The sequence below is a fragment of the Pseudomonas izuensis genome (assembly GCF_002356535.2).
GTDB lineage: Bacteria > Pseudomonadota > Gammaproteobacteria > Pseudomonadales > Pseudomonadaceae > Aquipseudomonas > Aquipseudomonas izuensis.
In genome coordinates, this window is sequence record NZ_AP017423.2 from 794,174 (window position 1) to 815,534 (window position 21,361).

The window sequence follows — 21,361 nt, forward strand, 5'->3', positions numbered from 1 at the left end:
GCATAACGAAGTACCCAATGACTGTTCAGGGCGCTCGCGCCCTGGAAGAAGAGCACGCTCACCTGACCAAGGTCGTTCGTCCGAAGCTCAGCCAGGACATCGGTACGGCCCGCGAGTTGGGTGACTTGAAGGAAAACGCCGAATATCACGCTGCTCGCGAGCAGCAGGGTATGGTCGAGGCGCGGATCCGTGACATCGAAGGTCGCATGCAAAATGCGGTGGTCATCGACGTCACGACCATTCCTCACACCGGTAAGGTGATTTTCGGCACGACTGTCGAGATCGCCAACGTCGAGACAGATGAGAGTGTCACTTACCAGATCGTGGGTGAAGACGAAGCTGACATCAAGCTCGGCAAGATCTCCGTCGGCTCGCCCATTGCCCGTGCCTTGATTGCCAAGGAAGAGGGAGATGTGGTCGCCGTCAAAACGCCAGGTGGCGTTATCGAGTACGAGATTGTCGAAGTTCGCCACATCTAAAGGCAGGCGCCCGCTCCGCGCGGGTGCCGTGCTTTGGCAGCTGGCCCAGATGTTATGGGTCGGCGGTCTGTGGCTGTTGCATATCGGTCTGCTGCCGGTGCTGGGGAAAATTGGCCTGGCACCGCTGCTGATCGACGAAATCGCAGGCATGCTGAATGCGCTGATGGTGGGATTTGCCGCAGCGTGCGTGGTTTTTCAGGCTTTGGTGCTGATTCAGGCCGAGGGCCTTGCCAGTCTATGGCGGGATATTCGCGGGCAACTGTTGTTGGTGGCGCTGTGTGCGTGTGCGATGTACTTCGCAGTGCGTATCGGTTGGCCGCAGGCAGTGCGTTGGCAGGTATTCAGCTATCTTGTCCTGGGTTTTTCCGGGCTGCTGCTGGTGTTGCAGCCGGTGCCGGGATGGAGTGGCAGGGTGCGCGAAGCACACCCTTGACCCTTGTCATCACTTGAAGCGATGGACGTTCGACAGCTGCTTGTTGACGCTGAAGTTTTTGCGGTAAATCAGTGCCATCTTGCCGATGACCTGAACCAGATCCGCTTTGCCGACCTTGCACAGTTCTGCAATGGACGCCAGGCGCGATTCGCGATCCAGGATGTTGAGCTTGATCTTGATCAGCTCGTGATCCGCCAAAGCGCGTTCAAGTTCGGCTAGCACACCTTCAGTCAAACCGTTGTCAGCCACAATCAAAACCGGTTTCAGATGGTGGCCAATGGATTTGTACTGTTTCTTCTGCTCTTGAGTGAGCGGCATAATCTGACCCTTTCGTCTGGATTCTGTAAAATGGCGGCCATTTTACCCGAGGGTTCGTGGATCCGCCCAACTAATCACGACCCTTATTATCGAGGTGCCCAATGGCGCGTTCCAAGACAAGCCTTGGTTGGCTGAAAAGACATGTCAATGATCCCTATGTGAAGCAGGCACAGAAGGATGGCTACCGCTCGCGTGCGAGTTACAAGCTTCTGGAGGTACAGGAGAAATACAAGCTGATCCGTCCGGGTATGACCGTTGTCGACCTGGGAGCGGCGCCCGGTGGCTGGTCGCAGGTCACTAGCCGTCTGATCGGTGGTCAGGGGCGTCTGATCGCCTCGGACATCCTGGAAATGGACAGCATTCCGGACGTGACTTTCATCCAGGGTGACTTCACCCAGGACGAAGTGCTCGCCCGGATCCTGGAGGCCGTGGGTAATTCGCAGGTGGACCTTGTGATTTCCGATATGGCCCCCAATATGAGTGGTACGCCTGCCGTAGATATGCCAAAAGCCATGTTTCTTTGCGAGCTGGCTCTTGATCTGGCTGCTCGGATACTCAAGCCGGGTGGTAATTTCGTGATCAAGGTTTTTCAGGGTGAAGGGTTTGATGCTTACGTGAAGGACGCTCGTCAGAAATTCGACAAGGTCCAGATGATCAAGCCGGACTCTTCCCGTGGCAGTTCCCGCGAGCAATACATGCTGGCTTGGGGCTACCGCGGCCGGAGTGAATAAAGCGGGTTTTTTTTGCGGGGCGATAGGTTTTTCGTATTTCGCCTTGTGGGAATTAGCGAATATTGTGTAGGAAGTGTTTCACAAAGGGTTACAGACGGCGCCTGCCAAGTTGTAGGTAATGTAGTAAGTTAGGCCGGTGAATATCATGCGAAGCGCGCGCCATTAGCGGAGCTTGCTTCAGAGGGTAGTTAATTGAACGATATGGCAAAGAATCTGATCCTGTGGTTGATCATCGCGGCTGTCCTGGTGACGGTGATGAACAACTTCTCCAGCCCTAACGAGCCGCAGACCCTCAACTATTCCGACTTCATCCAGCAGGTCAAGGATGGCAAGGTCGAGCGCGTGGCGGTTGATGGCTACGTGATTACCGGCAAGCGCAACGATGGCGACAGTTTCAAGACCATTCGTCCGGCAATTCAGGACAATGGCCTGATTGGCGATCTGGTGGATAACCACGTCGTGGTCGAAGGCAAGCAGCCTGAACAGCAAAGCATCTGGACTCAACTCCTGGTCGCGAGCTTCCCGATCCTGGTGATCATTGCCGTGTTCATGTTCTTCATGCGGCAAATGCAGGGCGGTGCCGGTGGCAAGGGCGGGCCGATGAGCTTCGGCAAGAGCAAGGCGCGCCTGCTCTCCGAAGATCAGGTCAAGACTACTTTGGCTGACGTTGCCGGTTGCGACGAAGCCAAGGAAGAGGTTGGTGAGCTTGTCGAGTTCCTGCGTGATCCGGGCAAGTTCCAGCGCCTGGGCGGTCGCATTCCTCGCGGCGTGCTGATGGTGGGGCCACCGGGTACCGGTAAGACCTTGCTGGCCAAGGCCATTGCCGGCGAAGCCAAAGTGCCGTTCTTCACCATTTCCGGTTCCGACTTCGTTGAAATGTTCGTCGGTGTCGGGGCCAGCCGTGTTCGCGATATGTTTGAACAGGCGAAGAAACACGCGCCATGCATTATCTTCATCGATGAAATCGACGCCGTTGGTCGCCACCGTGGCGCCGGCATGGGCGGCGGTCACGACGAGCGCGAACAGACTCTCAACCAGTTGCTGGTGGAGATGGACGGCTTCGAAATGAATGACGGCATCATCGTGATCGCTGCGACCAACCGTCCTGACGTACTGGACCCTGCGCTCCTGCGTCCGGGTCGTTTCGACCGTCAGGTTGTGGTCGGTCTGCCGGACATCCGTGGTCGTGAACAGATTCTCAAGGTCCACATGCGCAAAGTGCCAATGGGTGACGACGTCGCTCCGGCAGTGATCGCTCGTGGTACTCCTGGCTTCTCCGGTGCTGACCTGGCCAACCTGGTGAACGAGGCGTCGTTGTTCGCCGCCCGTGCCGGCAAGCGCATCGTTGAAATGAAAGAGTTCGAATTGGCCAAGGACAAGATCATGATGGGCGCCGAGCGCAAATCCATGGTCATGTCCGAGAAAGAAAAGCAAAACACTGCTTACCACGAGGCGGGGCACGCTATCGTCGGTCGGGTCGTACCTGAACATGATCCGGTGTACAAAGTATCGATCATCCCGCGCGGCCGGGCATTGGGCGTGACCATGTTCCTGCCGGAAGAAGATCGCTACAGCCTGTCCAAGCGTGCGTTGATCAGCCAGATCTGTTCGCTGTACGGTGGCCGTATCGCCGAAGAGATGACCTTGGGCTTCGACGGTGTCACCACCGGTGCGTCCAACGACATCATGCGTGCCAGCCAGATTGCCCGGAACATGGTGACCAAGTGGGGTCTTTCGGAGAAGCTCGGTCCGTTGATGTACGCCGAAGAAGAGGGCGAAGTGTTCCTCGGTCGCGGCGGCGGTGGTCAGAATGCAAGTTTCTCGGGTGAGACGGCGAAGCTGATCGACTCCGAGGTGCGCAGCATCATTGATCAGTGCTACGGCACGGCGAAGCAGATCCTCACGGACAACCGTGACAAGCTCGACGCCATGGCTGATGCGCTGATGAAGTACGAGACGATTGACGCCGAGCAGATTGACGACATCATGGCGGGGCGCACTCCTCGTGAACCTCGCGACTGGTCGGGTGGTGCCGGTACTTCTGGAACGCCTCCGGCGGTACAGGATGAGCGTCCACAAACACCTATCGGCGGCCCGGCTGCTGACGTTTAAGGTTTGAAATGACTTCTGTTCAGTCCTCGACCCGGTTGCCTTGTGGCAATCGGGTTCTTGATTTGGCCCAGACGCATGTCATGGGTATTCTCAATGTCACTCCCGATTCTTTCTCCGATGGCGGTCAGTACAGCCAGCTCGATGCGGCCTTGCGCCACGCCGAAGCCATGGTGGTGGCTGGAGCGACGCTGATCGATGTCGGGGGTGAGTCGACGCGTCCGGGCGCCAGGGCGGTTTCGCCCCTGGAAGAGCTTGAGCGCGTTGCTCCGATCGTCGAGCGAATCCATCGCGAGCTTGATGTGATCATATCGGTCGATACCTCCACGCCAGCCGTCATGCGCGAAACCGCGCGTCTGGGGGCCGGGTTGATCAACGATGTTCGTTCGTTGCGTCGCGATGGCGCGCTGGATGCTGCGGCGGCCACGGGGTTGCCGGTCTGTCTGATGCATATGCTCGGTGAGCCGGGTGACATGCAGGATGACCCGCAATATCAGGACGTTACGAAAGAGGTGGGCGAGTTTCTTGCCGGACGCATGGCTGAATGCGCCTTGGTGGGGATTCCGGCTGAACGAATCATTCTTGATCCAGGTTTCGGTTTCGCAAAAACCTTGCAGCACAATCTAAGCTTGTTTAAGCATATGGAGGCTCTGCATGCCTTGGGGCGGCCCCTATTGGTCGGGGTTTCGCGCAAGAGCATGATAGGTCAGGCACTGAATCGCCCTGTGGATGAGCGCCTGTATGGTGGGCTCGCCCTCGCGGCGCTGGCTTCGCACAAGGGTGCGCGCATATTGCGCGTCCATGATGTAGCCGAAACAGTCGATGTGGTGAAGATGATCGCCGCAGTGGATTCAGCCGAATAAGAATGATGGAGCACTTATGACTAGAAAATATTTTGGTACTGACGGCATTCGTGGTCGAGTCGGCGAATACCCGATTACTCCTGACTTCATGCTCAGGCTCGGCTGGGCTGCGGGTATGGCGTTCCGCAAGATGGGTGCCTGCAAGGTGCTGGTCGGCAAGGACACCCGGATTTCCGGGTATATGTTTGAGTCGGCGCTTGAAGCCGGTCTGACATCGGCGGGTGCTGATGTGATGCTGCTCGGCCCCATGCCGACGCCGGCTATTGCCTATCTGTCGCGTACGTTCCAGGCTGAGGCCGGTATTGTGATCAGCGCCTCGCACAACCCGCATGATGATAACGGCATCAAGTTTTTCTCTGGCAAGGGCACCAAGCTGCCGGATGAGCTGGAGCTGATGATCGAAGAGCTGCTGGACACGCCGATGACCGTGGTCGAGTCGAGCAAAATCGGCAAGGTCTCGCGAATCAACGACGCGTCCGGCCGTTATATCGAGTTCTGCAAGAGCAGCGTGCCGACCGGTACCAATTTCTCTGGTCTGAAGATCGTTCTCGACTGTGCTCATGGTGCGACCTACAAAGTCGCACCTAGCGTGTTCCGTGAGCTGGGCGCCGAAGTCGTGGTCATGTCCGCCCAGCCTAACGGTTTGAACATTAACGAGAACTGTGGCTCGACCCACATGGGGCAGTTGCAGGCGGCCGTGCTGGCTGAACACGCTGATATGGGTATCGCTTTCGATGGCGATGGTGACCGCGTACTGATGGTCGATCATACCGGTGCAATCGTTGATGGTGATGACCTGCTGTTTATCATTGCCCGCGATCTCCATGAGCACGGCAAGCTGCAAGGCGGCGTGGTCGGTACGTTGATGAGTAACCTGGGTCTTGAGCTGGCGTTGAAGGACCTTGCGATTCCATTTGTGCGGGCCAACGTCGGCGACCGTTATGTAATGGCGGATCTGATCGAGCGCAACTGGTTGGTAGGTGGTGAGAATTCGGGGCATATCGTTTGCTTCCATCACACTACCACCGGTGATGCGATCATTGCGGCTTTGCAGGTGCTGATGGCGCTGAAGACGCGTTCCGAAGGGCTGGCTCAGGCCCGCCAGGCGCTGCGTAAGTGCCCTCAGGTGCTGATCAATGTGCGCTTCGGTGGCGGTGCAAATCCTCTCGAGCATGCGTCGGTCAAGGAGGCCAGTGAGCGTGTGACCAAGGCCATGGAGGGTCGCGGGCGTGTGCTGTTGCGCAAGTCCGGCACAGAGCCGCTGGTGCGTGTGATGGTCGAAGGTGAAGACGAAAAGCAGGTTCGCGCTTATGCCGAAGAGCTGGCAAAACTGGTTACTGAAGTTTCTGCCTGAATTCGGCTTGCCAGCCATGATTGTGTTGGGTAACATCTGCGCCCACTTTGACCGACGAGGTACAGCATGCGTCGCCCTATGGTAGCTGGTAACTGGAAGATGCACGGTACCCGCGCCAGCGTCGCTGAGCTGATCGATGGCCTTCGAGAGTTGGCCTTGCCGAGCGGTGTTGATGTAGCGGTATTCCCATCTTGTCTGCATGTCAATCAAGTGATTGATGGCGTGAAAGGAAAGTCGATTTCGGTCGGCGCGCAGAATTCTGCGGTGGAATCCGGGCAAGGTGCGTTGACCGGTGAGATCGCGCCGAGTCAGTTGGTGGATGCAGGTTGTTCCCTGGTGCTTGTCGGGCACTCCGAGCGCCGCCAGATTATGGGCGAGCAGGACGGAATGTTGATCCGCAAGTTCGCAGCGGCACAGGCGTGCGGTTTGATTCCGGTGCTGTGCATAGGGGAGACCCTTGAGCAGCGCGAAGCCGGGAAGACACTTGAGGTTGTCGGGCGTCAGCTGGATAGCGTCATCGAGGCATTGGGTGTCGATGTTTTTGCAAATGCAGTAATTGCTTACGAGCCGGTCTGGGCCATTGGCACCGGGCTGACTGCTTCGCCGCAACAGGCGCAGGATGTGCACGCAGCCATTCGCGCTCAGTTGGCGGGAAAAAATTCTGAAGTCGCACAAGGTGTGCGGCTTCTATACGGCGGCAGCGTGAAGGCGGCCAATGCGGTCGAACTGTTCGGCATGCCGGATATCGATGGGGGCCTCATTGGCGGGGCTTCCCTGAATGCAGATGAGTTCGGTGCGATTTGTCGCGCCGCGGGAAACTGAAAAAATGCTGGAAACAGTCGTAGTCGTTTTTCATCTGCTGGGTGCGTTGGGCGTAGTTGCTCTGGTATTGCTGCAGCAGGGTAAGGGTGCGGATGCTGGCGCGTCTTTCGGAGCAGGTGCTTCAAATACTGTGTTCGGAAGCCAAGGTTCCTCTACCTTTCTTAGTAAGTTTACTGCTATACTTGCCGCAGGTTTTTTCATAACCAGCTTGGGGTTAGGTTACTTTGCTAAAGAGAAGGCTCATCAGCTGACTCAAGTAGGTCTCCCAAACCCAGCGGTGTTGGAAGTTCCAAAGCAACAACCGGCTTCTGATGATGTCCCGGTGCTTCAAGAGCAAAAGTCGGCTACTCCAGCGACTGACGTGCCTCCAGCTCAAGAGCAGAAGTAAGAAGGGTTTCAAACGTAGTATTGCCGAGGTGGTGGAATTGGTAGACACGCAACCTTGAGGTGGTTGTGCCCATAGGGTGTAGGGGTTCGAGTCCCCTTCTCGGTACCAATTAGTCAGGAGAGCCCGCTGTTGCGGGCTTTCTTGCAGGTGGAAGGTTACATTGACCCTGTTAGGGATCGGTCGTATACTTCCGCCCCAGCTTTGTCGCGGGGTGGAGCAGTCTGGTAGCTCGTCGGGCTCATAACCCGAAGGTCGTCGGTTCAAATCCGGCCCCCGCAACCAGTTTAAGGAGCCCCTTTTAAGGGGCTTTTTGTTAGCTGGACACTTTCAACGCCGCTGTTCGACGGCGTTTCAAGGATGGGCGCTTCGCCCATTTTTTTATTTTGCATAGCATGCACATACATGCACTAGGGGGTTCAGGTGTCGAGCAAGCTAGAAGAGTTGCAGGCCTTGCTGGCCCCGGTGGTCGTGGCCCTAGGCTATGAATGCTGGGGTATTGAGTTTTCGGCTCAAGGTCGTCACTCAATGTTGCGCGTTTATATCGATAAAGAGGGCGGTGTACTGGTGGACGATTGCGCCATCGTAAGCCGTCAGATCAGCGGCGTCCTGGATGTTGAAGATCCAATCTCCGTTGAATACACCCTTGAAGTTTCCTCGCCTGGCATGGAACGCCCGCTGTTCACTCTTGAGCAGTTTGCAAAATTTGCCGGTGAACAAGTGAAGATCAAGCTGCGCTCGCCTTTTGAAGGACGACGCAACTTTCAGGGCCTTCTGCGCGGTGTAGAAGAGCAGGATGTCGTGGTGCAGGTAGATGACCATGAATTCCTGTTGCCGATCGATATGATCGACAAGGCCAACATTATTCCCAGTTTTGACTGAGACGCGGATCCCGCGGATCCAATGGCTTGCGAAAGGCGAGGCGTACGATGAGCAAAGAAGTACTGCTGGTTGTTGAGTCGGTATCCAATGAAAAGGGTGTACCGGCAAGCGTGATTTTTGAAGCGTTGGAGCTGGCTCTGGCCACTGCTACCAAAAAGCGCTTCGAGGACGAAGTTGATCTGCGTGTGGAAATCAATCGCCACACTGGTGCCTACGAGACTTTCCGTCGCTGGACGGTCGTCGAAGAGGCAGACCTGGACGATCCAGCCATCGAAACCTGGCCGAGCAAGGTCGCGGAAACGCACCCTGGCGCCAAGGTCGGCGACGTCGTTGAAGAAAAAATCGAGTCCATCGAGTTCGGTCGTATCGCGGCACAGACTGCCAAGCAAGTCATTGTGCAGAAAGTTCGTGAAGCCGAGCGCGCTCAGGTTGTTGACGCTTACCGCGAGCGCCTGGGTGAAATCATCTCCGGCACCGTGAAGAAAGTGACCCGCGACAACGTGATCGTTGATCTGGGTAACAACGCCGAAGCGTTGCTGGCTCGTGAAGACATCATTTCTCGCGAAACCTTCCGGGTTGGCGTGCGCCTGCGTGCACTGCTCAAGGAAATCCGCACCGAGAACCGCGGCCCGCAGCTGATCCTGTCGCGTACCGCGCCGGAAATGCTGATCGAGTTGTTCCGCATCGAAGTGCCGGAAATCGCTGAAGGCCTGATCGAAGTCATGGCTGCGTCCCGTGACCCGGGTTCGCGCGCCAAGATCGCCGTTCGCTCCAAGGACAAACGCATCGACCCGCAGGGCGCTTGCATCGGTATGCGCGGCTCGCGCGTCCAGGCAGTGTCGGGTGAGTTGGGTGGTGAGCGTGTCGATATCGTCCTGTGGGACGACAATCCGGCTCAGTTCGTGATCAACGCCATGTCCCCGGCCGAGGTTGCGGCAATTATCGTTGACGAAGATGCCCATGCCATGGACATCGCCGTCGGCGCAGACAATCTGGCTCAGGCCATCGGTCGCGGTGGTCAGAACGTGCGTCTGGCCAGCCAGCTGACTGGCTGGACCCTGAACGTGATGACCGAATCGGACATCCAGGCTAAGCAGCAAGCAGAAACCGGCGACATCCTGCGCAACTTCATCGACGAGCTGGAAGTCGACGAAGAGCTGGCGCAGGTGCTGGTTGATGAAGGCTTCACCAGCCTGGAAGAGATTGCCTACGTACCGTTGGAAGAAATGCTCAACATCGACGGCTTTGACGAAGATATCGTCAACGAGCTTCGCGCTCGTGCCAAGGATCGTTTGTTGACCAAAGCCATCGCTACTGAGGAAAAGCTGGCAGACGCCCATCCGGCCGAAGACCTGCTCTCGCTTGAGGGTATGGACAAGGATTTGGCGATGGAACTGGCGGTGCGCGGCGTAATTACCCGCGAAGACCTGGCCGAGCAGTCTATTGACGATCTGCTCGACATCGACGGCATTGACGATGATCGTGCCGGCAAGTTGATCATGGCCGCCCGAGCCCACTGGTTCGAGTAATTAGGCGCGGCCTGAGGAGAGAAGTGCATGACGCAAGTCACGGTGAAACAACTGGCCGATGAGGTCAAAACACCGGTAGAGCGCCTGTTGCAGCAGATGCGTGAGGCAGGTCTGCCGCACACCGCCGCCGAAGAAAGTGTGACTGACAGTGAGAAGCAATCCTTGCTGACTCACTTGAAAAGCAGCCACAAGGCGAAAGTGGAAGAACCACGCAAGATCACGCTGCAGCGTAAAACCACCAGCACCCTGCGGGTTGCTGGCAGCAAAAGCATCAGTGTTGAAGTACGCAAGAAGAAAGTCTTCGTACAGCGCAGCCCGGAAGAAATCGAAGCCGAGCGCAAGCGTGAACTGGAAGAGCGTCGCGCAGTAGAAAATGCTGCTCGTCAGAAGGCTGAAGAAGAAGCCAAGCGTCGCGCCGAAGAAGAAGCGCGTCGCCAGCCTGCTGCTGCGCCGACCGCTCCGGCCGAACCTGTTGCCGCACCAGTTGCAGTGGCCGAGCCTGTGCGTGAAAGCGCGCCGGTCGTGGCTGTCGCACCGGTTGCCGATACCCGCAAGCGTGACGAACCACGCCGTCCGGACAAACCACGTGCCGACGATAACAATCGTCGTGGTGGTGGCGATGGCGAGCGCAAAAACGCTCCGCATCGTGCTTCGGTCAAGGAAAAAGCGCCGGCTCCACGCGTTGCCCCACGTACTACCGACGAAGAAAGCGATGGCTTCCGTCGTGGTGGTCGCGGCAAGGCCAAGCTGAAGAAGCGCAACGCCCACGGTTTCCAGAGCCCAACCGGCCCTGTCGTGCGCGAAGTGAAGATCGGCGAGACCATCACTGTGGGCGATCTGGCCCAGCAGATGTCGGTCAAGGCTGCTGAAATCATCAAGTTCATGTTCAAACTGGGTACTCCAGCGACCATCAACCAGGTACTGGATCAGGAAACTGCCCAACTGGTTGCTGAAGAACTGGGCCACAAAGTGACCCTGGTCAGCGACACCGCCCTGGAAGATTCCCTGGCCGAGTCCCTGAAGTTTGAAGGCGAGGCCGTTGCCCGTGCGCCGGTCGTGACCGTAATGGGCCACGTTGACCACGGTAAGACTTCCCTGCTCGACTACATCCGTCGTGCCAAGGTAGCGGCTGGCGAAGCCGGCGGCATTACCCAGCACATCGGTGCATACCACGTTGAAACCGACCGTGGCATGGTGACGTTCCTCGACACCCCTGGCCACGCCGCGTTTACCGCCATGCGTGCCCGTGGTGCCAAGGCGACCGACATCGTGATCCTGGTGGTTGCAGCGGACGACGGCGTAATGCCGCAAACCATCGAAGCTGTTCAGCACGCTCAGGCTGCTGGCGTGCCGCTGGTGGTTGCTGTGAACAAGATCGACAAGCCGGGCGCCGATCTCGATCGCATCCGTAGCGAACTGTCGGTACACGGCGTGACGTCGGAAGAGTGGGGTGGTGACACTCCATTCGTACCGGTTTCGGCGAAGATGGGTACCGGTGTCGACGAATTGCTCGAAGCCGTATTGCTGCAAGCCGAGGTTCTGGAACTGACCGCTACCCCATCGGCTCCTGGCCGTGGTGTTGTCGTCGAATCCCGTCTGGACAAGGGCCGCGGCCCGGTGGCTACCGTTCTGGTTCAAGACGGTACTCTGCGCCAGGGCGACATGGTCCTGGTCGGTTCGAACTACGGTCGCGTTCGCGCCATGCTCGACGAGAACGGCAAAGCCATCAAGGAAGCCGGTCCAGCCATCCCTGTCGAGATCCTCGGCCTGGACGGTACTCCGGACGCTGGCGACGAGATGAGCGTTGTGGCCGACGAGAAGAAAGCCCGTGAAGTGGCTCTGTTCCGTCAAGGCAAGTTCCGCGAAGTCAAACTGGCTCGTGCTCACGCAGGCAAGCTGGAAAACATCTTCGAAAGCATGGGCCAGGAAGAGAAGAAGACGCTCAACATCGTCCTCAAATCCGACGTCCGTGGTTCGCTGGAAGCGTTGAACGGTGCCTTGAACGGCCTGGGTAACGACGAAGTGCAAGTGCGTGTTGTCGGTGGCGGTGTCGGTGGTATCACCGAGTCCGACGCCAACCTGGCACTGGCCTCCAACGCTGTACTGTTCGGCTTCAACGTGCGTGCCGATGCCGGCGCTCGCAAGATTGTCGAGCAGGAAGGCCTGGATATGCGTTACTACAACGTGATCTACGACATCATCGAAGACGTCAAGAAAGCGTTGACCGGTATGCTCGGCAGCGATGTTCGCGAGAACATCCTGGGTATCGCCGAAGTGCGTGACGTGTTCCGTTCGCCTAAGTTTGGCGCGATCGCCGGTTGCATGGTTATCGAAGGTGTTGTGCACCGTAACCGTCCAATCCGTGTACTGCGTGAAGACATCGTTATCTTCGAAGGCGAGCTGGAATCCCTGCGCCGCTTCAAGGATGACGCTTCCGAAGTGCGTGCCGGCATGGAATGCGGTATCGGCGTGAAGAGCTACAACGACGTCAAAGTCGGTGACAAGATCGAAGTCTTCGAGAAGGTGCAGGTTGCTCGCAGCCTCTAATTCGCGTACTTCAAGGGCCACGATGAGCCGCTGCATGCAGATGCGCGGCACAGCGTCAGGACTCTAAACGCAACGCCCGGTCTGGCTTTTGTCAGGCCGGGCGTTTGCCGCTTTCAGACCCTTCGGGTTTCACCGTGGGGCAGTAACAGGTAACAAGACATGGCAAAAGAATACAGCCGTACCCAACGTATCGGCGATCAGATGCAGCGTGAGCTGGCACAGCTGATCCGTCGTGAAGTCAAAGACCCGCGCGTCGGCCTGGTCACCATTACCGCAGTGGAAGTCAGCCGTGACGTCGGTCACGCCAAGATTTTCATTACCGTGATGGGGCAGGACAACGCCGAAGATATCGCGCAAAGCATCAAGGTGCTCAATTCCGCCGCCGGCTTCCTGCGCATGCAGTTGGCTCGCGAGATGAAGCTGCGTAGCGTCCCGCAGTTGCACTTCCACTACGACGAAAGCGTCGTGCGCGGTGCGCATCTGTCGGCACTGATCGAGCGCGCAGTAGCGGAAGACAATCAGCATCCGGTTGCGGCAGAAGCCGAAGACACCAAGGAGTAATCGGTGGCTCAGGTCAAACGTATCCGTCGTAACGTCAGCGGTATCATCCTGCTCGACAAGCCGCTTGGGTTCACCTCCAACGCGGCCCTGCAAAAGGTCCGCTGGCTGCTGAACGCCGAGAAGGCTGGACATACCGGCAGTCTCGATCCGCTGGCCACCGGTGTGTTGCCGTTGTGCTTCGGTGAAGCCACCAAGTTTTCGCAATACCTGCTCGATTCCGACAAGGGTTACGAAACCCTGGCTCAACTGGGCAAAACCACCACCACGGCGGATGCCGAGGGCGAAGTTTTGCAGGAGCGCCCGGTGACCGTTGGTCGCGCCGATATCGAGGCTGTACTGCCGAATTTTCGTGGGCAAATCAATCAGATACCGCCGATGTACTCTGCCCTCAAGCGTGATGGCCAGCCGCTGTACAAGTTGGCTCGCGCAGGCGAAGTAGTGGAGCGCGAACCGCGTTCTGTTACTATTACGCGCTTGGAATTGCTGGCCTTCGAAGGTGATACTGCGCGGCTTGCGGTGGATTGCAGCAAAGGCACCTATATCCGCACGCTGGTGGAGGATATTGGTGAGCAACTCGGTTGTGGCGCTTATGTCGCGGAACTGCGACGTACCCAGGCCGGGCCTTTCACGCTGGCGCAGACCGTCACCCTGGAAGAGCTGGAAGCGGTACATGCCGAAGGTGGCAATGAAGCGGTCGATCGCTTCCTGATGCCATCGGACAGCGGCCTGCTGGATTGGCCGCTGCTGCAGTTCTCGGAAGCGAGCGCGTTCTACTGGCTCAACGGCCAGCCGGTACGCGCCCCGGATGCACCGAAGTTCGGCATGGTACGGGTACAGGATCACAATGGTCGCTTCATCGGTATCGGTGAAGTGAGCGAAGACGGGCGTATCGCGCCACGTCGACTGATTCGGTCAGAATGACCGAACGAGGGTGGCTGTTAACAGGCACGGTCACTACTCATTTTTAGATACGGGGATTTGTCCCTGGCCTGTTGAAGCTGTTTCTTTGAAACAGTTTCCTGATAAAAGGATTGCCTCATGGCTCTCAGCGTTGAAGAAAAAGCTCAAATCGTTACCGACTACCAGCAAGCTGTTGGTGATACTGGTTCGCCAGAAGTGCAAGTTGCACTGCTGACCGCCAACATCAACAAACTGCAAGGTCACTTCAAGGCCAACGGTAAAGATCACCACTCCCGTCGTGGTCTGATCCGCATGGTTAACCAGCGTCGTAAGCTGCTGGACTACCTGAAAGGCAAAGACGTGAGCCGTTACAGCGCTCTGATCGGTCGCCTGGGTCTGCGTCGCTAATAAGCGATTGCGCTAGAGGTTGGTTGTCTGTCGTGCGTCAGCGGGTTTCCCGCCGGCGCATGGCAGGCTCCCAGCCTCAAGTTTTATCTGGCTTTCTGCTTTACCTGAGTGACACCTGGACAAACCGACCGGGCCGATTCCCGGCATTGCCCAAGAATTTCGCAAGAAACCCGTTTCCCCAAGAGCCACAAAAGAAGGTAGGACACCGTGAACCCGGTAATCAAAAAATTCCAGTTCGGTCAGTCGACCGTTACCCTCGAGACTGGCCGTATCGCCCGTCAGGCCTCCGGCGCAGTATTGGTCACCGTTGACGACGACGTCAGCGTATTGGTGACCGTAGTCGGTGCCAAACAAGCCGATCCGGGCAAGGGTTTCTTCCCTCTGTCTGTTCACTACCAGGAAAAGACTTACGCTGCCGGTAAGATCCCTGGCGGTTTCTTCAAGCGTGAAGGCCGTCCTTCCGAGAAAGAAACCCTGACTTCCCGACTGATCGACCGTCCGATCCGTCCGCTGTTCCCTGAAGGCTTCATGAACGAAGTGCAGGTTGTCTGCACCGTCGTTTCCACCAGCAAGAAGACCGATCCGGACATCGCTGCGATGATCGGTACCTCGGCTGCCCTGGCCATCTCCGGCATTCCTTTCGATGGTCCGATCGGCGCTGCCCGCGTTGCCTTCCACGAAAGCACCGGCTACCTGCTGAACCCGACTTATGAGCAACTGGCTGCTTCGAGCCTGGACATGGTCGTTGCCGGTACTTCGGAAGCCGTTTTGATGGTTGAATCGGAAGCCAAAGAGCTGACCGAAGACCAGATGCTGGGCGCCGTACTGTTCGCTCACGACGAGTTCCAGGCTGTTATCCAGGCCGTCAAAGAGCTGGCCGCCGAAGCTGCCAAACCAACCTGGACTTGGGCTCCGCAAGCCGAAGCCACCGAACTGCTGGGCGCTATCCGCTCCGAGTTCGGCGAAGCGATCTCCCAGGCCTACACCATCACCGTCAAGGCCGACCGTTACGCTCGCCTGGGCGAGTTGAAGGATCAGGTCGTTGCCAAGCTGTCCGGTGAAGAAGGCCAGCCTTCTGCTGCTGACGTCAAAGCGGCTTTCGGCGAAATCGAATACCGCACCGTTCGCGAAAACATCGTTAACGGCAAGCCACGTATCGACGGTCGCGACACCCGCACCGTACGTCCGCTGAACATCGAAGTCGGCGTTCTGCCGAAGACCCACGGTTCGGCACTGTTCACCCGTGGTGAAACCCAGGCTCTGGTAGTCGCGACTCTCGGCACCGCCCGTGACGCACAGCTGCTGGACACCCTGGAAGGCGAGAAAAAAGACCCGTTCATGCTGCACTACAACTTCCCTCCGTTCTCGGTGGGCGAGTGTGGTCGCATGGGTGGCGCTGGTCGCCGCGAAATCGGTCACGGCCGTCTGGCCCGTCGTTCGGTTCAGGCCATGCTGCCAGCCGCTGACGTGTTCCCGTACACCATTCGCGTTGTATCGGAAATCACCGAATCCAACGGTTCGAGCTCCATGGCTTCCGTTTGCGGTGCTTCCCTGGCGCTGATGGACGCTGGTGTGCCAATGAAGGCACCGGTTGCCGGTATCGCCATGGGCCTGGTTAAAGAAGGCGAGAAATTCGCCGTCCTGACCGACATCCTGGGCGACGAAGACCACCTGGGCGACATGGACTTCAAGGTAGCCGGTACCGCCAAGGGTGTGACCGCGCTGCAGATGGACATCAAGATCAAGGGCATCACCGAAGAAATCATGGAAATCGCTCTGGGCCAAGCCCTGGAAGCGCGCCTGAACATCCTCGGTCAGATGAACCAGATCATTGGCCAGTCGCGTACCGAACTGTCGGCCAACGCACCGACCATGATCGCGATGAAAATCGACACCGACAAAATCCGTGATGTCATCGGTAAAGGCGGCGCGACCATTCGTGCGATCTGCGAAGAAACCAAGGCTTCGATCGACATCGAAGACGACGGTTCGATCAAGATCTTCGGCGAAACCAAGGAAGCGGCTGAAGCTGCACGTCAGCGCGTTCTGGGCATCACCGCCGAGGCCGAGATCGGCAAGATCTACGTCGGTAAGGTTGAGCGCATCGTCGACTTCGGCGCATTCGTTAACATCCTGCCTGGCAAGGACGGTCTGGTTCACATCTCGATGCTGAGCGACGCTCGCGTTGAGAAAGTGACCGACATCCTGAAAGAAGGCCAGGAAGTGGAAGTGCTGGTACTGGACGTGGACAACCGCGGCCGTATCAAGCTGTCCATCAAAGACGTAGCCGCAGCCAAGGCTTCGGGCGTTTAATCTGCCCTCAAGCCTGACTGTTCCAACGTTGTAAAAAAGGCCCTGCAGTGAAAACTGCGGGGCCTTTTTTTGCCTGCGGAAAAACGAAACGGTGGACGAAGTTGCCGGTAGGGCTTGGCGATGCTAGGTTTAGCCCACTGCCCGTGTAGCTCAGTCGGTAGAGCAGCGCACTCGTAACGCGAAGGTCGCAGGTTCGATTCCTGTCTCGGGCACCAGCGACACTCTGTTTTCAGATGATCCCGAATGGTTCTGAAGGCCAGAAAAGCCGGGCTTCAATCGGTTTTTTTGCGTCAGAGAGATCCTTGATGATCCAGATCCATCTTCCATTCCCCAGATCAGCGAGAACGCCATGACCGTTAAAGAATTGACTCAAGAAGCCAGACACGAAGAAGCCCTCAGGAAGTATGTGCTGGACGCGCCTGAATTGATGGACGAGATCAAGGACTTGCCAGCCGATGATCAGAAGGACCAGATCCAGTGGGCGTTTGAGGATGAAGCAGAAGCCCAGGGCTTGCAGCCGTGGGAACTGACGCTCAAGTACACCTCGAGCCCGGAAGAATACGAGGCCGAGCGCCTGAAGCTGCACAAGGAAGCGGCCGAGGTGTTGGGCGTCGAGTGGGAAGAGTACTGCGAGATGAACAATCTGGTGGTCTGATGCAAAAACGCCAGCCTTATCGAGGCTGGCGTTTTTTATTGCGCGCGGATCTCAGAGACTCAAGCGCATCGACAAGTCGACAGCTTTCACGTCCTTGGTCATCGCACCAATCGAAATGTAATCCACACCGGTTTCGGCGATCGGCAGCAACGTACTTTCGTTGATCCCGCCACTGGCCTCCAGTTTTGCCTTGCCGCCGTTCAGGCGTACGGCTTCGCGCATATCATCCAGGCTCAATTCGTCGAGCATGATGATATCGGCGCCGGCCGCCAAGGCCTCTTTGAGCTCGGCCAGGCTTTCCACTTCGATCTCCACCGGTTTGCCCGGTGCGATTTTGTGTGCAGCCGCGATAGCCTGGGAGATCCCTCCGCAAGCGGCGATATGGTTTTCCTTGATCAGGAAGGCGTCATACAGGCCGATGCGGTGGTTGTGGCAGCCGCCACAGGTCACCGCGTACTTTTGCGCCAGGCGCAGCCCTGGCAGGGTCTTGCGGGTATCGAGCAATTTCACCTGAGTCTGGGCCACGAAGTCTGCCAGGTACTGCGCGCGAGTGGCCACGCCGGACAACAGTTGCAGGAAGTTCAGTGCACTGCGTTCACCGGTCAGCAGCGAGCGAGCGGGACCTTCGAGGTGGAACAGCACTTGATTGGGCTTGACCCGTTCCCCATCGGCAACCTGCCAGTGCACCGCTACTCGCGGGTCCAGTTGCCGAAACACGGTATCCACCCAGGCCGTACCGCAGATGACGGCGGCGTCGCGGGTAATGATGGTGGCTTTGGCCAGGCGTTCGGTCGGGATCAATTGCGCAGTGATGTCGCCACTGCCGACGTCTTCGAGCAACGCACGGCGCACGTTGGCTTCGATTTCGGCGGTCAAATCGGCGAGACGTAGATTCGGCATAACGGGCTCCACAAACAAAGTGGCTCGATTATAGGGCCATGGCGGGAGGCAACCCAAGGCATCCGCGATGTTCCTGGCATCCTGTAGCCTGCATTTGGTCGATTCCCGCGAGCCAGCCGGCGCCTGTGCGAACGCGGGTTCAGAGTCTTCTGGCACAAGAGGGGCCTTTGCAAGATAATTCGCCTTGCAATTGACGTCATGACTTTGACAAGTCGAGGAATCGCCGTTTCAGGAGGCCGGATGTACAACGACGGGAATGTAGTGCCTTTGCGCAAGGCGACTACCGATCATGCGACTCGCTCGTCGCTCGCCCGCCTGCCCATGATTCTGCTTCAGGTTCGCGACAAGGCTGTGCAACAACTGCGGCAAGGTTTGCAGGAACTCTTCGACAATGCCGATGACACCCTCTTCGAAATGGCTGACCGGGCTCGCAATGACGTCGAGCAGAATGTTTTCTTCCAGGCGATGCGGGACCTGCGTCTGAAGCGCAAAAGCATCGAGCGGTTCTTTTTCGAACAATTCTTCGAAGCGTTCATTAGCCTCACTCAATACAGCGCCACGCACAGGGTATTGCCTCAGGCATCGTCCGCCGGGGCGGGCATCCCGTTGCTCAGTGACGAATGGGAACGTGATGTAGCGGTGGAGGCGATGGTCAATAAAGTGTTGGATCGCGACGGCCTGGCACTCGACCAGCTCACTGCCCGTCTCAGTACCCTGCTGGGCAGGTCGCTGATGGAGCAGCACAATCCCATGGGGCCGACCCTGCTCTGCGCGTTTTTCTTACAGGCCTGGCGTAACCTGGGAGTGGAGATCAAGGTCAAGGTGATCCTTCTCAAGCTGTTTGACCGCTATGTGCTGAGCGGGACCGATCAGCTATACGCACAAGCCAACCAGCTGCTGATCGCCACCGGTGTACTGAACGGTCTCCAGCCCGCTCGGGCATGCCGGATAGTGGATAGGCTCGCCAGTGACCTGATCGAGCCTGACTCGCTTGAACGTCGTCGTAGTGAATGGTTGGAACAACGGACACATGATGTCGAGGAAAGGCGTGCCCAAACCGCAATGGCCCGCCGTCGTGTCGAATGGGCGTTAAACCAGGCACTGATCGGCAAGGTCTTGCCGCGAAGCGTGGTGGTGTTCGTTCACGAGGCCTGGAGCAAAGTGTTGCTGCTGGCCTTTCTCAAACATGGCGATCAGTCGACGCAATGGCATGTCGCTGTGCAGACGATGGAACAGTTGATCTGGAGCGTCCAGCGCCATGAGGAGCCTGGCGCACGCTCACGCTTGTTGGTGCTGGTACCGGACTTGCTCAAAGGGTTGCGCGAGGGATTGCGTGGCTCGGCATTCGATCCGTTTACCGCCAGCGAATTTTTCACCGAACTGGAAGGTTTGCACCTTCAGTTGTTTGAGCCTGACCCGCAAAGCACCCATGCAAACCCGGCGATGGTCGAAGTGCTGGAAGAAGTCGTTTTGCCGTGCGCTGACGATGGCCCGTTCCGCCTCAATCGCGGCAAGTGATCGCGTCTGGAGGGGCTATCGCGGCATACTGGGCACCAACACAGTCGTCGTTGAAGGAATCGGTATGCAGTTGGACCCCGCGAGCGGTTGGTGTCAGGACGTACGTTTGTGTCCCTCACCCAACTTCAATGCGCGCCCCACGGGCGAAATTTCCCTGCTGGTGATTCACAACATCAGCCTGCCGCCGGCGCAATTCGCCACCGGCAAGGTGCAGGAGTTTTTCCAGAATCGCCTGGATGTCACTGAGCACCCTTACTTTGAAGGGATAGCCGACCTGCGGGTGTCTGCGCACTTTTTGATCGAGCGTGACGGCACCGTCACCCAGTTTGTCTCTTGTCTTGAGCGCGCCTGGCACGCCGGGGTGTCGAGTTTCGAGGGTCGGGAAACCTGTAACGATTTTTCCGTGGGCATCGAGCTTGAGGGCACGGATGATCTACCGTTCACCGATGCCCAGTACGATGCATTGATTGCCCTGACCCGACAGCTGCAAAGCGTTTTCACGGCCATTACTCCGCAGCGTATCTGCGGGCACAGTGACATTGCGCCGGGACGCAAGACCGATCCGGGGCCGGCATTCGACTGGACACGCTATCGTGCGGCCCTGGCCAAGGCCGCTGGGGAAAAAGAGGAACGACAATGAGTTTTCTGGTGTTGCTGCTGGCGGTGTGGATCGAGAAGTTCTCGGCCCTGCGCCATCAGGTTCAGCGAGATGGCGGTTGGGTGCGCGAGTTACACAAGCTTGAGTCCAGCCCGCGCCTGGCGAAAAGTCCGTGGCTGGTTTTGGTCGTGCTGGTATTGTTCCCGGTCGCGCTATTGGGGTTGCTGCTGCTGGTGCTGGACCCGGTGGCCTACGGTCTGCTGACGCTGCCGGTGCACCTGCTGGTGGTGATTTACAGCCTGGGGCGGGGCGATCTGCTGGGGGGGCTGGGGCCGTTTCGCGATGCCTGGCGCCGGGAGGACTTGCAAGCCGCGGCCCTTGTCGCCAAACGCGACCTCGATATCTGCGCCGACAGCGGTGAGCAACTGCTGGAGCGAGTCGAAGGGCATTTGTTGTGGGAGGCCTACCAGAGTTTTTTCGCGGTGATTTTCTGGTACTTCCTGCTGGGGCCGGTCGCCGCCCTCAGCTACCGGCTGCTGGCCCTGGCTGAAGAGCATGGGCAAAACCCCATGGTAGTCGAGCGCGCTGCTCAACTGCGTCATGCTTTCGATTGGGTACCGGTACGCTTGCTGGCGGCGAGTTTTGCCCTGGTCGGCAATTTTGTCGCAGTCAGTCGGGTGATGTTGCACGAGCTGCTGAACTGGAACATCAGCGCCGCTCAATTGATCGAGAAGGCCGGGCTGGTGGCCGCCGAAATCCCGGCACCGGTGGTCGGACCGGAAGGCATCATCAACCTTGACCGGATCTGGGAGTTGCTGCTGCGGGCGGCAGTGCTCTGGTACGCGGGGTTTGCATTGTGGACGGTGTTGCCGTAACCCGTTGAAGCATATTCCATTGTGGCGAGGAAGCAGGCTCCCTCGCCACAGGGCGTTCATCAGTCCGACGATCTGCGTCCGCCGTTAACCTTATGTTACAAAACCCTCCCTTGATTTGAGCTATATAGAGACAGCGCCCAATAGTGGCTATCTGCTGTCGAGCTGCGCCTGCCAATAAAAA

Annotated in this window: 21 protein-coding genes and 3 tRNA genes; 22 read left to right on the plus strand and 2 right to left on the minus strand. The window is 57.9% G+C overall.

Annotated elements, in window-relative coordinates; genetic code table 11:
* Positions 1-2 precede the first annotated feature (2 nt).
* Together greA and LAB08_RS03475 are read left to right on the plus strand one after the other, a co-directional pair.
* The gene (gene greA / locus LAB08_RS03470; RefSeq protein WP_096515573.1) at positions 3-479 is read left to right on the plus strand and encodes a transcription elongation factor GreA; all 477 of its coding nucleotides are present in this window, start codon (positions 3-5) and stop codon (positions 477-479) included.
* Positions 480-507: 28 nt separating this feature from the next.
* Positions 508-912: an MFS transporter gene (locus tag LAB08_RS03475; protein ID WP_096513514.1), complete on the plus strand. Its 405-nt coding sequence runs from the start codon at positions 508-510 to the stop codon at positions 910-912.
* Between the two features lie 9 nt (positions 913-921).
* On the opposite strand, the gene LAB08_RS03480 is transcribed toward LAB08_RS03475, so the two are convergent.
* Positions 922-1,230 carry a YhbY family RNA-binding protein gene (locus tag LAB08_RS03480; protein WP_007942889.1) on the minus strand — a complete coding sequence of 103 codons (309 nt, stop codon included), beginning with the start codon at positions 1,228-1,230 and terminating at the stop codon, positions 922-924.
* Between the two features lie 101 nt (positions 1,231-1,331).
* Here LAB08_RS03480 and rlmE point away from each other — a divergent pair, with 101 nt between their 5' ends.
* The 17 genes from rlmE to LAB08_RS03565 all read left to right on the plus strand — a co-directional run bounded on the left by rlmE (position 1,332) and on the right by LAB08_RS03565 (position 17,289).
* Entirely contained in the window at positions 1,332-1,961 is a 630-nt protein-coding gene (gene rlmE / locus LAB08_RS03485) for a 23S rRNA (uridine(2552)-2'-O)-methyltransferase RlmE (protein WP_096513513.1), read from the plus strand.
* 201 nt (positions 1,962-2,162) lie between these two features.
* Entirely contained in the window at positions 2,163-4,073 is a 1,911-nt protein-coding gene (gene ftsH / locus LAB08_RS03490) for an ATP-dependent zinc metalloprotease FtsH (protein ID WP_096513512.1), read from the plus strand.
* 8 nt (positions 4,074-4,081) lie between these two features.
* Positions 4,082-4,933, plus strand: coding sequence for a dihydropteroate synthase (folP, locus tag LAB08_RS03495; RefSeq protein WP_096513511.1), 852 nt, complete (start codon positions 4,082-4,084; stop codon positions 4,931-4,933).
* A gap of 16 nt (positions 4,934-4,949) precedes the next feature.
* Complete coding sequence (glmM, locus tag LAB08_RS03500; protein WP_096513510.1) at positions 4,950-6,287, plus strand: phosphoglucosamine mutase; 1,338 nt, start codon at positions 4,950-4,952, stop codon at positions 6,285-6,287.
* Positions 6,288-6,353: 66 nt separating this feature from the next.
* Positions 6,354-7,109, plus strand: coding sequence for a triose-phosphate isomerase (tpiA, locus tag LAB08_RS03505; RefSeq protein WP_096513509.1), 756 nt, complete (start codon positions 6,354-6,356; stop codon positions 7,107-7,109).
* A 4-nt stretch (positions 7,110-7,113) separates the two neighbouring features.
* Complete coding sequence (gene secG, locus LAB08_RS03510) at positions 7,114-7,497, plus strand: preprotein translocase subunit SecG (protein ID WP_017336473.1); 384 nt, start codon at positions 7,114-7,116, stop codon at positions 7,495-7,497.
* Between the two features lie 22 nt (positions 7,498-7,519).
* Positions 7,520-7,605 (plus strand) — tRNA-Leu (locus LAB08_RS03515).
* Positions 7,606-7,702: 97 nt separating this feature from the next.
* A tRNA-Met gene (locus LAB08_RS03520) sits at positions 7,703-7,779 on the plus strand.
* Positions 7,780-7,917: 138 nt separating this feature from the next.
* On the plus strand, positions 7,918-8,376 hold the full coding sequence (gene rimP, locus LAB08_RS03525) for a ribosome maturation factor RimP (protein ID WP_007915250.1): 459 nt from the start codon (positions 7,918-7,920) through the stop codon (positions 8,374-8,376).
* A 47-nt stretch (positions 8,377-8,423) separates the two neighbouring features.
* The gene (gene nusA / locus LAB08_RS03530; protein WP_096513508.1) at positions 8,424-9,905 is read left to right on the plus strand and encodes a transcription termination factor NusA; all 1,482 of its coding nucleotides are present in this window, start codon (positions 8,424-8,426) and stop codon (positions 9,903-9,905) included.
* A gap of 27 nt (positions 9,906-9,932) precedes the next feature.
* On the plus strand, positions 9,933-12,452 hold the full coding sequence (gene infB, locus LAB08_RS03535) for a translation initiation factor IF-2 (protein WP_096513507.1): 2,520 nt from the start codon (positions 9,933-9,935) through the stop codon (positions 12,450-12,452).
* Positions 12,453-12,611: 159 nt separating this feature from the next.
* On the plus strand, positions 12,612-13,013 hold the full coding sequence (rbfA, locus tag LAB08_RS03540; RefSeq protein ID WP_008149016.1) for a 30S ribosome-binding factor RbfA: 402 nt from the start codon (positions 12,612-12,614) through the stop codon (positions 13,011-13,013).
* A 3-nt stretch (positions 13,014-13,016) separates the two neighbouring features.
* Positions 13,017-13,934, plus strand: a complete 918-nt coding sequence (gene truB, locus LAB08_RS03545) for a tRNA pseudouridine(55) synthase TruB (RefSeq protein WP_096513506.1) — start codon at positions 13,017-13,019, stop codon at positions 13,932-13,934.
* 117 nt (positions 13,935-14,051) lie between these two features.
* A complete protein-coding gene (rpsO, locus tag LAB08_RS03550; RefSeq protein WP_002555121.1) occupies positions 14,052-14,321 on the plus strand; it encodes a 30S ribosomal protein S15 in 270 nt (89 codons plus the stop codon).
* A 207-nt stretch (positions 14,322-14,528) separates the two neighbouring features.
* Positions 14,529-16,634 (plus strand): polyribonucleotide nucleotidyltransferase, encoded by a 2,106-nt coding sequence (pnp, locus tag LAB08_RS03555; RefSeq protein ID WP_096513505.1) that lies wholly within the window; start codon positions 14,529-14,531, stop codon positions 16,632-16,634.
* Positions 16,635-16,773: 139 nt separating this feature from the next.
* Positions 16,774-16,849: transfer RNA gene (locus tag LAB08_RS03560), tRNA-Thr, on the plus strand.
* Positions 16,850-16,983: 134 nt separating this feature from the next.
* Positions 16,984-17,289 (plus strand): DUF6388 family protein, encoded by a 306-nt coding sequence (locus LAB08_RS03565; RefSeq protein ID WP_096513504.1) that lies wholly within the window; start codon positions 16,984-16,986, stop codon positions 17,287-17,289.
* A 51-nt stretch (positions 17,290-17,340) separates the two neighbouring features.
* Here the strand turns inward: LAB08_RS03565 and nadC are convergent, their stop codons facing one another.
* Positions 17,341-18,189 carry a carboxylating nicotinate-nucleotide diphosphorylase gene (gene nadC, locus LAB08_RS03570; RefSeq protein WP_096513503.1) on the minus strand — a complete coding sequence of 283 codons (849 nt, stop codon included), beginning with the start codon at positions 18,187-18,189 and terminating at the stop codon, positions 17,341-17,343.
* A gap of 240 nt (positions 18,190-18,429) precedes the next feature.
* Between nadC and LAB08_RS03575 the strand changes: the two genes are divergently transcribed.
* The 3 genes from LAB08_RS03575 (at position 18,430) to ampE (ending at position 21,180) form a co-directional block, all read left to right on the plus strand.
* Positions 18,430-19,707: a DUF1631 family protein gene (locus LAB08_RS03575; RefSeq protein WP_096513502.1), complete on the plus strand. Its 1,278-nt coding sequence runs from the start codon at positions 18,430-18,432 to the stop codon at positions 19,705-19,707.
* 64 nt (positions 19,708-19,771) lie between these two features.
* Positions 19,772-20,347 (plus strand): 1,6-anhydro-N-acetylmuramyl-L-alanine amidase AmpD, encoded by a 576-nt coding sequence (ampD, locus tag LAB08_RS03580; RefSeq protein ID WP_096513501.1) that lies wholly within the window; start codon positions 19,772-19,774, stop codon positions 20,345-20,347.
* Positions 20,344-21,180, plus strand: a complete 837-nt coding sequence (gene ampE / locus LAB08_RS03585; protein ID WP_096513500.1) for a regulatory signaling modulator protein AmpE — start codon at positions 20,344-20,346, stop codon at positions 21,178-21,180. Before ampD ends, ampE begins: the two co-directional genes overlap by 4 nt.
* The last annotated feature ends 181 nt before the right edge of the window (positions 21,181-21,361 follow it).

Coding starts and splice junctions, on each gene's coding strand:
- LAB08_RS03480 (WP_007942889.1), bottom strand. CDS start 1,230: ATGCCGCTCACTCAAGAGCAGAAGAAACAGTACAAATCCATTGGCCAC.
- rlmE (WP_096513513.1), top strand. CDS start 1,332: ATGGCGCGTTCCAAGACAAGCCTTGGTTGGCTGAAAAGACATGTCAAT.
- ftsH (WP_096513512.1), top strand. CDS start 2,163: ATGGCAAAGAATCTGATCCTGTGGTTGATCATCGCGGCTGTCCTGGTG.
- folP (WP_096513511.1), top strand. CDS start 4,082: ATGACTTCTGTTCAGTCCTCGACCCGGTTGCCTTGTGGCAATCGGGTT.
- glmM (WP_096513510.1), top strand. CDS start 4,950: ATGACTAGAAAATATTTTGGTACTGACGGCATTCGTGGTCGAGTCGGC.
- tpiA (WP_096513509.1), top strand. CDS start 6,354: ATGCGTCGCCCTATGGTAGCTGGTAACTGGAAGATGCACGGTACCCGC.
- secG (WP_017336473.1), top strand. CDS start 7,114: ATGCTGGAAACAGTCGTAGTCGTTTTTCATCTGCTGGGTGCGTTGGGC.
- nusA (WP_096513508.1), top strand. CDS start 8,424: ATGAGCAAAGAAGTACTGCTGGTTGTTGAGTCGGTATCCAATGAAAAG.
- infB (WP_096513507.1), top strand. CDS start 9,933: ATGACGCAAGTCACGGTGAAACAACTGGCCGATGAGGTCAAAACACCG.
- rbfA (WP_008149016.1), top strand. CDS start 12,612: ATGGCAAAAGAATACAGCCGTACCCAACGTATCGGCGATCAGATGCAG.
- rpsO (WP_002555121.1), top strand. CDS start 14,052: ATGGCTCTCAGCGTTGAAGAAAAAGCTCAAATCGTTACCGACTACCAG.
- LAB08_RS03565 (WP_096513504.1), top strand. CDS start 16,984: ATGACCGTTAAAGAATTGACTCAAGAAGCCAGACACGAAGAAGCCCTC.
- nadC (WP_096513503.1), bottom strand. CDS start 18,189: ATGCCGAATCTACGTCTCGCCGATTTGACCGCCGAAATCGAAGCCAAC.
- LAB08_RS03575 (WP_096513502.1), top strand. CDS start 18,430: ATGTACAACGACGGGAATGTAGTGCCTTTGCGCAAGGCGACTACCGAT.
- ampD (WP_096513501.1), top strand. CDS start 19,772: ATGCAGTTGGACCCCGCGAGCGGTTGGTGTCAGGACGTACGTTTGTGT.
- ampE (WP_096513500.1), top strand. CDS start 20,344: ATGAGTTTTCTGGTGTTGCTGCTGGCGGTGTGGATCGAGAAGTTCTCG.